The organism is Trebonia sp. (genome assembly GCF_049794275.1).
In the GTDB taxonomy this organism is placed as follows: Bacteria; Actinomycetota; Actinomycetes; order Streptosporangiales; family Streptosporangiaceae; genus Trebonia.
Window position 1 is genome coordinate 1 of sequence record NZ_JBARCR010000251.1, and the last position, 9,009, is coordinate 9,009.

10 protein-coding genes are annotated in these 9,009 nt (G+C 68.0%); 5 read left to right on the forward strand and 5 right to left on the reverse strand.

What is annotated here, in order from left to right; genetic code table 11:
* Positions 1-268 precede the first annotated feature (268 nt).
* The 4 genes from WA805_RS07245 to ligD form a co-directional block, all read right to left on the reverse strand.
* Positions 269-1,876 (reverse strand): hypothetical protein, encoded by a 1,608-nt coding sequence (locus WA805_RS07245; protein ID WP_425241950.1) that lies wholly within the window; start codon positions 1,874-1,876, stop codon positions 269-271.
* 174 nt (positions 1,877-2,050) lie between these two features.
* Positions 2,051-2,800, reverse strand: a complete 750-nt coding sequence (locus WA805_RS07250) for a hypothetical protein (protein ID WP_422285119.1) — start codon at positions 2,798-2,800, stop codon at positions 2,051-2,053.
* A complete protein-coding gene (locus WA805_RS07255) occupies positions 2,740-3,237 on the reverse strand; it encodes a hypothetical protein (RefSeq protein ID WP_425239403.1) in 498 nt (165 codons plus the stop codon). Before WA805_RS07255 ends, WA805_RS07250 begins: the two co-directional genes overlap by 61 nt.
* Before the next feature lie 126 nt (positions 3,238-3,363).
* Positions 3,364-4,230 carry a non-homologous end-joining DNA ligase gene (ligD, locus tag WA805_RS07260; protein ID WP_422338650.1) on the reverse strand — a complete coding sequence of 289 codons (867 nt, stop codon included), beginning with the start codon at positions 4,228-4,230 and terminating at the stop codon, positions 3,364-3,366.
* 245 nt (positions 4,231-4,475) lie between these two features.
* Here ligD and WA805_RS07265 point away from each other — a divergent pair, with 245 nt between their 5' ends.
* The 5 genes from WA805_RS07265 to WA805_RS07285 all read left to right on the forward strand — a co-directional run bounded on the left by WA805_RS07265 (position 4,476) and on the right by WA805_RS07285 (position 8,237).
* Positions 4,476-4,895 carry an ATP-binding protein gene (locus tag WA805_RS07265; protein WP_422338651.1) on the forward strand — a complete coding sequence of 140 codons (420 nt, stop codon included), beginning with the start codon at positions 4,476-4,478 and terminating at the stop codon, positions 4,893-4,895.
* Positions 4,896-4,992: 97 nt separating this feature from the next.
* Positions 4,993-5,196, forward strand: a complete 204-nt coding sequence (locus tag WA805_RS07270; protein WP_425241952.1) for a DUF397 domain-containing protein — start codon at positions 4,993-4,995, stop codon at positions 5,194-5,196.
* 100 nt (positions 5,197-5,296) lie between these two features.
* Positions 5,297-6,445, forward strand: coding sequence for an MBL fold metallo-hydrolase (locus tag WA805_RS07275; RefSeq protein WP_422285127.1), 1,149 nt, complete (start codon positions 5,297-5,299; stop codon positions 6,443-6,445).
* 207 nt (positions 6,446-6,652) lie between these two features.
* A complete protein-coding gene (locus WA805_RS07280; RefSeq protein ID WP_422285128.1) occupies positions 6,653-7,096 on the forward strand; it encodes an ATP-binding protein in 444 nt (147 codons plus the stop codon).
* Between the two features lie 631 nt (positions 7,097-7,727).
* Positions 7,728-8,237 carry a hypothetical protein gene (locus WA805_RS07285; protein ID WP_422290922.1) on the forward strand — a complete coding sequence of 170 codons (510 nt, stop codon included), beginning with the start codon at positions 7,728-7,730 and terminating at the stop codon, positions 8,235-8,237.
* A 92-nt stretch (positions 8,238-8,329) separates the two neighbouring features.
* Here WA805_RS07285 and WA805_RS07290 read toward each other — a convergent pair.
* Positions 8,330-9,009 (reverse strand): helix-turn-helix transcriptional regulator (locus WA805_RS07290; protein WP_425241951.1); only part of this gene is annotated, 680 nt, incomplete at its 5' end.

The window sequence follows — 9,009 nt, forward strand, 5'->3', positions numbered from 1 at the left end:
GTCTCTCCGCCAGGCCATGAGTACTACCTGGACGAACTCGGCAAGCAGATCGCCCAGGGCGGCCCGCCCGACCCGCAGGTGATTGCCGAGATCAGGGCCAGGCACGACATCGAGCAGCTCACCCCCCTGAAGGTCGGGCGGCCACGGTAGGAACCTGCTGATTCCGGCGTTTCGAGCGGTGCGTGAGCCTGGTTGAACTGTAAGCGGCGGAGGCCGACGAGGATCTAGCGATCTTTGGTCGCGAGGTTGTGGACGTTTGTGTCAAGTTTTACGCCGCGCGGGTAAGGCGCGCACGGTTGGCGTAGTCGTCGACGTGGCGGGTGATGGCTGATAGCGCGGCGCGGAGTTCGGGCGGGGCCTGGGCCTGGTTCGCCGCGGTGAGCGGGACGAGGAGCCGGTTGTAGATCTTGGTGTAGAAGACGGCGATGCGGATGCCGTCGCTGGTCAGGGTGTAGCGGTTGGTGCGCGGGAGCCGGCAGATGAGCCCGTTGAGGCGGAGCCGGCGCAGGTCGTAGGTCATCTGCCCTGGGGTGTAGTCGCTGCCGAGCAGCCCGGCGATCAGGACGCGGAGGTTCTTGTTGGTGAAGCCGGTTGCGGCGAGCAGCGTCTGGCACAGGGCGCCGGCCAGGGCCATGACCCGAGGATCGCCGAAGCGGAGCGCCGGGGCCCTCCGCCCCTCCGCGTCAACGGAGGGGCGCGCGACCCGCTCAAAGGCTGGGCTCGCAAGGACGGTGCCCTGGCCGGCACGTTCAGCATCCAGTATGCGCCGGTTGGCGGCGCGGGCTTTAGCCTGCAGCTCTTCCAGGTTTGGCAGGCGGGCGTTGCAGCCCAGGTCGCGGGGGGCGTTAACGACGGTCTCGATCCGCATTGCCCGGCCGTCCTTGAGGTACTGCTTGATCCGCGAGTGCTTGTAGAAGACGTTGACCAGGACGCCGCCGTTGTCGCGGCGGTCGATCGCGGTGCGGAAGGTGCCGCGGGTGTCGCGGCGGATCTTGCGGGCGAAGATGATCTCCACGTTATGCGGCCGGCCGATATCGAGATTGTCGGCGACCAGCGCCTCGAAGAAGCCGCGGGCATGGCGCGGAGCGTCAAAGACGATGGTGCGGGAGACCTCCACCTGCCTCATCGAGATCTCCCACCAGTAACCGGCGTCGTGGTCCTTCGGGCCGAACGGCAGCGGCAGCCGGTGCAGCCACCGCTGGGCGAACACGCTGATCGTCCCGGGTCCGAGCCGGTCGCAGATCGCCTGCAAGGCAGCCGGGTCCTCGCAGGAGGCGAACCCGTTGGACAGGGCGGTGAACCCCAGCGCTGCCCGGGCGGCCTGCCGTTTGGCCCACTCGTGCCCGTTGACCCAGATCTTGGCCGGATAGGGGAAGTAGGCGCAGACCTTGATGAACGCCGGGCCGAAGTCTTCATCCCACAGGTAGAAGTAATAGCAGGTCACCCGCCGGTCCTGTTTGACGAAGTTCCACCGCGGCGTCCCGGTGGACGTCTTGCCCTCATAGGCGGTCCACACCCGCTGGAACTCCTGGGCCACGCCGATCGCGGCCACCCCGGACCGCCCGGTCGATGCCTGCCGGGCCAGGTGCGGCTGCATCACCTCCAGCTTGGCCTCGTCCTTACCGAACCTGACCCAGGGAATGTCATTGGCATCGGCGAACGACATCACTGCCCGGCGGAACCGGTCTCCCATCTGCCGGAACAGCGCCGGCGATGGGAACGGGAATCCCAGGTGCCCGGACAGGAACGCCACCACCTGGGAACTGGTCTGCAGGATCGGCACGTAGGCGTTGAGGTAGATCCGGTCCAGGCATTCGACGTCCAGCGCGACATGCCCGTCCAGGACATCGTTAACCGTGACAAACCGCTGCGTCATGACCTGAGCATCCGCTCATCGCGGCGCAGCCGCGAGCCCCTGAGGACAGCCTCGGACCGGACCCCGGCCACCCCGCAGCCAGCACGGACACACTCACCCCAGCCAGGAACCTTGGCGGTCCGAGGCTGGCCTCACTGCTACTGCAGCTGGGCTTGACGGAGGCGGGAGTCAGCTTCAGTGGCGTCGGCTGATCCACACCGAGACGTGGGCGGGTTCCAGGGCGCGAGACACAACGTCGGCCAGGCCCTCCTGGACCGAGTCCAGGTCCACGGCGTCCTTGAGCCTGGATGCGAACGCGGCCACGGTCAGGCCGGCGTCATACCGGGCCCGGTTGAACCGCCGGTCCACGGCTCGCTGCACTCGCCGCCGTACCGGGGTGAACAGCGCCGCCGCGGCCAGCGTGGCGGCGGCCACCGCCACGCTGCTGTGGAACCGGAACACCTGGGTGGCCAGCAGCACCAGCCCGGCGTAGACCCCGACCAGGAGCCCGGTGACGATCGCGTACGCCAGGGTGCGGCTGATGAGCCGGTCGATCTCGTACAGCCGGTACTTCAGGATGGCCACGCCGATGCTGACCGGGAACGCGACGATGGCCAGCCGGGAGATGATCAGCGCGGCCTGCGCAGCGGGACCACCCAAGGACGTCACCAGCAGCGACACGACCACTCCCACGACCACGGCCGCCGCTCCGCCGGTGAGCCATTTGAGCTGCTCGCGCCGCTGGTCGGTGGCACCGCGGTAGCTGACGATCTGGTGGCCTATCCAGATCAGCCAGATCACCGGGATCGGTACGGCGAACACCCACGAGAGGTTGGAAACGCTTGCGGCCAGCCCGGCCGGGTTGTTCGTGATGCCGCTGGCATCTACGTGGATCTGGTGCCCGGCGATGGCATCGATGGCCCCGCCATCTGGCCCGCTATCCACAGTGTGCTGGTAGCGACATAAATCCGCACCGACCATCGTGACAGGCGGGTGGGCAGCTGGCCGTCTGGAAACAGCACGAGCGCGGGGGTGCCAATGAGAAACGGGAGTGGCCACAACGCCCACACCCAGAACGCGGCCGCCGGGCCGAGCGGCAGCGTACCGTGACCGATCCGGTAATCAAGCAGCACGTAGAGTCCGGCATCGGTCGACAGCATCGTGGCCAGCCCGCTGCCGAGCAGCAGCCAGCCGATCGGATTAGACGACTGACGGTTCGCCACCACCATCCCGGCGGCAGCCAGTGCCAGGGCCATGACGGGAGTAGCGCCGGCGGCGGACAGGTGAAGATCGTGGCTGGCCATCGTGAGCGGCACGAACGCCGCGAGAAGGCCCGCCAGCAGGATCCCGGCCGCCCATAGCGCCACCCGGTAGCTGATCACGGTCGTAACTCGTCCCGGCAGCGGTAACCGCTACCGGTCAGCCGCACCTCACCCATGGAGGCAACCTACGCTCCGACCGTTCCGGGAACGTTACGGCTCAGCACGGAACCTTATCTACTAGGTTCCTTATCGCGGGAGGCGGCGGCGGCGCCTGGCCATCCCCGCCCACGGGTCGCCGCGGCGCTCCAGTTCTGCTGCGATCGTGCGCATCGTGAACTGGCCCGGGTTCAGGGTGGCGTCCTCGACTTCGGACCAGTACAAGGGCGTCGATACGTGGGCGCCGGGACGGCCGCGCACCGAGTACGGGGCGACGACGGTTTGCGCGTAGGCGTTGCGCATGATGTCCAGGTACAGCCGGTGGCCGCGCTGCTCCTTGCGCGGCTCCACGGTCAGCTCATCGGGGAACCGGCTGGCCAGCCGGGTAGCCACGTCGCGGGCGAAGCCGCGCACCGTGTCGAAGTCGGCCTCGGGGCGCAGCGGCACGTGCACGTGCAGGCCCTTGCCGCCGGTGGTCTTGACGAAGGTGGCGAGCCCGAGGTCGCTCTCGAGGATCTCCCTGAGGTTGAGCGCGTGGCGGCGGGCCAGGTCGAACCCGGCTTCGTCCGGCGGGTCGAGGTCGAACACAAGCTGGTCGGGCCGGTCAAGCGCGGCCAGGCTGCTGAGGAACACGTGCAGTTCGATGCAGGCCTGGTTGGCCAGGTACACAAGGGTCGCGGGCTTGTCGCAGATGACATGGCGCACGACGCCGCCCTGCTTCTTCACCTCCGCGCGGGTGATCCAGTCGGGGAAGTACCCCGGGACGTTCTTCTGGACGAGGCGCTGACCGGTGATGCCGTCCGGGTACCGGTCCATGACCAGCGGCCGGTCCTTGAGGTAGCCGATCATGCGCGGCGCCATCGACTCGTAGTAAGCGACGAGGTCGCCCTTGGTGATCCCGTCGTCAGGGAAGAAAACCTTGTCCAGGTGCGACAGCTGGACTGGGATGCCCCCCACGCGTCCGCCGGACTCCTGCGCCATGTTGGCGTCGTTACCCGTCTCGCCGCGGTCCAACCGCGCTCCGCCGCGCCGGGACCCGGCGGTTCTGCTCGCTGTGCGTCGCTTTGCTCCCAGGGCACAAGAGTCACGCGGCTAAATAAGTCAGCTGACCGATGTTTATCTATGCAAGTTGCAGCAATATTTGTCATGAAAGCAGCGGTGGCATTGCCTAGCCACGGCCAGCGGACTAAGGAACGACCTGCATGAACGCGATGCTGACCAGTACCCACCCGGTCGCGCACCACGTCCCGCTCACCACGGGACTGGCAGCCGCGGCCGAAGCCCGCACGCAGGTGCGCGCGATCGTCCGCGCGTGGCAGGTGCCGGTTGACGCCTACGTGGTGGCGCTGCTCACCAGCGAGCTGGTGACCAACGCGGTCAGGAATGAGGCCGACCCCACCGTCATGCTCGACGTCACGTGCTCCTCCAGCCGGCTGCGCGTCGATGTCCACGACACGTCGCGCGCCATGCCCGCGCCGGCCGACGCTCCCGCCGACGCCGAGACCGGCCGGGGCCTGATAATAGTCGGCGCGCTGGCCGACGAGTGGGGTTTTTACGCCACTCCTGGCGGCAAGGCGGTCTACTTCACGCTCGCGTTCCAGACGGGAGGCAGCGCGAAGTAATACCGTTCACGGGGGATCTTCCACAGTTAATTTCCGCATACGACAAATCCACGAGGTGAGTACTATGGCACGGCGCGCGGCCAAGCGGTCGGGGCGAATGGGTTCAGGCTCTTACTGGGTGAGGAGCTCTTTTAGTTTCTCTAATGGAAACTGCATCGAGGTGGCGAGCCTTTACGGGGGGGCCGTCGGTATCCGCGACAGCAAGGATGCGGAAGGGCTGATACTGCGATTTACTCAGCCCGAATGGCACGCCTTCCTCGGCGGCGTCCGTCACGGCGAGTTTGACGGTCCAGGCACCTGACCCGGCTGCCGTGGCGTCGCGGCGCCCGGCCGCCCAGTGACGCTTGACCGGCCAGACGCGGTGTGCGAGCATCGGCGCTAGCCGACTCAAGGGAGACGTCATGGCCTTCGTGATGCGAGGCGACTGGCAGGAAGAACCGCTCTCCATCACCGCGGCCGAGTACGTCGAACCCTCCGCTGAAATGACACTGCGACGAGGACAGCGGGTTTCCCATCTGTTCCCGCGCAGCGTCATGGAGGAATACGTTCTGCAACGGCTCACCGAGCGCACCTATTGGTTTTCCCGGCATTTTTACTGCACCCTGTTCTACGTAGGCAATCGCGGCGTCCTGTTGCTGGATCCGCCACTGGGCGCCGCCGATTCGCTAGTGCAGGCGATCGGGTCGGTGACGTCCCTGCCGGTAACCGCGCTTTGTTATTCGCACTTCCACGCGGACCACATCGGCGGTGCGAGAAAACTCGTCACGTCACTCGCGGCCAGCCCGCGCGTGATCGCCAGCGAGCACACTGCCGTCTGGATGGAGCGGTTCGGCAGTGACCTGCCCCGGCCCACCGACGTGCTGCGCTGGCCGGACGGCGGCATCGAATTCGAGGGCGTGACGCTGCGGCTGCACGGCCTGCCCCGGCCGGGTCACGCGCCAGACCACGCGGTATTCCTGCTGGCCGAGGAGCGCATCGGGCATTCCGCGGACTTGATCAACATCGATCAGCTGCCGTTCGGGGGCTTCGCTGGGCAGGACCCGCTCGTGCTGTTCAAGCCGAACCTGCAGTTCGCGCGCGACCTGGAGTTCGACTGGTTCTCCGGCGGCCACGGCAACATAGGCGAGAAGTCCGACTTCGACTTCTACCTCGGCTACCTGGACGAGGTCACCGAGCTCATCAACGAGGAGATCCCGCGTCCTGAGACTGTCCCCGACCTCTACCTGACCGACTACCTGAGCGGCCTCGGGGCGGAGGAGAGGGGACGGCTGCTCGCCGGGCTGAACAACCACTTCTCCCTGTACCTGTACGGCAGGCAGATCGCGGCGGGCGAGAAGCCCGACCGGTCAGCGGCCGGCCCCGGCGCGTTTTCCGCGGGTCTCGTCGGCGATTGGGCGGCCGGCCGCCAGCGGGCCGTCGACGAGGCCGTGCCGCGGATCATGGACCGGCTCAGGCCGAAGTACGGGCGGATGTACAACTTCGAGGACGCGCAGCCGATCAACATCCGGGTGCTTGCCTTGTCAATGCAGCCAAGCCTCACCAACCGCTGACGTCATAGCTACCAGCCGAGATGCCCGAATAGGCTCATCCGTGCTCATTCGTCACAAGCTGAAATCGGTCAGCTGACCGATGTCTGTCTATGCAACTTGCAGCAGCATTTGTTATGAAACCGGCACCGAGAGCGACGTCCCGCTCGGTCCTCCGCCCGAGTGGGTCGCCCACCCCCGGATCTCGAACCGGTCTAAGAAGGACATGCGATGAACGCGATGGTGGCCTCTCCGCCTATCCAACTGAACCACTGCCGCGTCCGGCTGGCCGCATCGCCAGCGGCGGCGGGCGAAGCCCGTAGCCAGGTCCTGACGGCGATCCGCGACTGGGGCGTCCCCGTCGACCCGGACGCCGCGGTGCTGCTCACCAGCGAACTCGTGACGAACGCGATCACCCACGAGGCAGGCGAGACCATCACGCTAGGCATCAGGTGCCTGCGCGGCCGACTGCGGGTGGACGTGTATGACACGTCGCGTTCCTTCCCTGTGGTGTCCGTCGCCCCCGGCGACGCCGAGACAGGACGTGGCCTCATGCTAGTCGCCACCCTGGCGGCCGAGTGGGGTTTTTACCGGACTCCGGGCGGCAAGGCCGTGTACTTCACGCTGCTGTTCCATGACGACCACACCGCCGCTGACGGGGCGGTGCTGGGTTAGACGTGGGGACGGGGCCGTACGCCCCCTACGGGACCTGTCCCCACACGCGCCCCCGGTGACCGCTGTTGCGGACGACGCGGTCACCGCGGGGCGCGCTTTTTCATGACCCCGCGCCTCGCACGCCCACCGTCAGCGGCTCCGCGCCGGCCGGCCCGAGCCTGCTGATTTCATGATCACGAAAGAAAAATGCGCGCATAGGAGATTTTTCCTTCGTGATCATGCTGAGCGCCGCGGCTGAGATCCTTGCCGGCCCCGGCCGCAGTGGACCCACGCCTTTCAACGTCTGTAACCAGGTTGACGGGATCGGCAGGGTTTGAGCTTGGGTCGCCGGTGCAAGGTAGTTCCGCACGGGGGAGCAGGAGGTGGCACGGGCCTGGCAGCTCTGCCAGGAGATCCCGGTTGAGCAGATGAGCGGCGGGGTGCCGGCGCGGAGGTCGCCGGACCTGGGCATCGGCGCCCTGGCCCGGCCGGGCGGCAACGTCCGGGGTGGCGGCAGCCCGGGAGCCTGGCACACTCGCGCCCCCTGGGCGACAATGCCGGGATGGCTCGTGATGACAGCAAGGCCCCGTCGCCCTACCGCACCCTTGTGCGCCTTCTGGACGGGGGCAGGCCCTCGAGGACGCTCGGATGGGTGCAAGCTGTCGCCCCCGTTGCTACCCAGGCCGCCGCCGGGGCCGGGCACTGGGCCGCCGGGCGCCGGCAGCGGGCCCTGGCAGAGTGGGCAGGCGCTGCTGGCTTCGGGCTGGTGGCGTGGGGCCTTGGCACGGAAGCGCCGACCCCGGCCGAGGTGCAAGAGAACATCCGGCAGCAAATTGACCTGATGCGCAAGCCTGGCACACAGACCCCGGCTACCGCCGGGACGGAAACACCCACAGCCCGCCGGCTATCGCGGTTCCTCCGCCGGTACGAACTTGTTTCCCCGGTAGCGGGGATGGTCATCAGCGTGCCGTGGCGCGTGCGCCACCCGCGGCGGCTGACGGTGCTCGCGATCGCGATGGAAGCCCCGAACGTCGTGTATAGCGTCCTGCGGGCGGCCCGGGCCGTGCAGCGGCGCAGGCCGAGGATGGCCGCCGGGTCAGCCCTGGTCGCAGCCGGATCGGTAGCCCGGCTGCGGGCAGCATCGGCTGAACCCCTGCGGTAACGGCAGGCCCGTAAGCGGCCACCGCGACAAGTTAGACGTGGGGACGGGCCGTACGCCCCCTACGGGGCCTGTCCGCGCTCTTTCATGACGGCTTACCGCGGCGATACGGTGCGCAGCGCCGATTCCCTGGCGATGTCGGTCCGCGAGGCCACGCCGAGCTTCTTCAAGATGTGCGAGACGTGGGTCGACACGGTCCGCCTGGACAGCATGAGCTTGGCGGCGATCTCCGGGTTCGACTGCCCCTCGGCCACCATCCCGGCGACCTTGACCTCGGTATCGGTGAGGCTGTCCCAGCCGCTGACCGCCCGCCGGTGCCTGGAGTGCGGCCCCCGGTGGATGCCGTGCGCCCGGAACGCCGCGCGCAGCCTGGCGACGTCGGCGGCGGCGCCGATGGAGGTGTACGCCTCGACGGCCTGGACGAAGGCCTCCCTGGCCCGGCCGCGGTCATCGGCGCGGAGGAACTCCGCGGCGGCGGCCTCGTACGCCTTCGCCGCGAGCAGCGGACGGCTGGCGTCCTGATAGCGCTCGGCGGCGGTGAGCAAGCGGCCCGCGTCATGATCGAGCAGGCCCTCGCAGTACAGCGCGTTCGCCTGCCGGTGCGGAATCTCCGAGCCCTTGGCGAGCTTGGCGGCCTGGCCCGCGAGGGACTGGGCCAGCTCCAGGTCGCCGGTCCTGGCGGCGAGACGGACGACGTCGGGGAGGAGGTTCTCGAGCTCGATCTCCTCCGAGATCTCGTCGAACGCGCCCGTCAGGGCGGTGAGCGCCTCAGGAA